We start from the raw sequence: 443 nt of genomic DNA, 5'->3' as shown, positions 1-443 counted from the left end.
AGGTTTCATACCTGGCCGCTGGAGGCGGCCAGGTATGAAACCTCGTCCGGTGTCTGGCGGAAATTGGTCGGGACCCAGACAGCGCCGACGCGGAAAGCGGCGAACATGGATTCGAACATCTGGTTGCAGTTTGACGACTGGACCAGAATGCGGTCGCCTTTCCTGTCGCCGAATTCGTGGATCAGCGCATATGCCATGGCATTGACGCGGGCTTCCATCTCGCTCCAGCGCCATTGACGGTCGCCCCATACGAGCGCGGCTTCATCGGCGTTGCGGCGGGCGGCCTGCGTCAGAAAATTGGAAAGGTTCATGACGCGCGTGGAGCAGGGCGCTACACCGCCATCAGGATCGGCCTGGTTCATTTCACGCGCTCCATGATCGAAACGTAGTTGGCGACGGCAGCGCCGCCCATGTTGAAGACGCCGGCCAGATTGGGGTTTGAA

Annotated in this window: 1 protein-coding gene; it reads right to left on the bottom strand. The window is 60.7% G+C overall.

Annotated features, from left to right (window positions below; all coding sequences use genetic code 11):
- Nucleotides 1-5: 5 nt before the first annotated feature.
- Entirely contained in the window at nucleotides 6-362 is a 357-nt protein-coding gene (locus AB1462_RS32075) for an AMP-binding protein (protein ID WP_367249134.1), read from the bottom strand.
- Nucleotides 363-443: the final 81 nt, after the last annotated feature.

Source organism: Pseudomonas sp. SB113 (assembly GCF_040754745.1).
Classification (GTDB): domain Bacteria; phylum Pseudomonadota; class Gammaproteobacteria; order Pseudomonadales; family Pseudomonadaceae; genus Aquipseudomonas; species Aquipseudomonas grimontii.
This window is presented reverse-complemented; position numbering and strand designations above follow the sequence as displayed.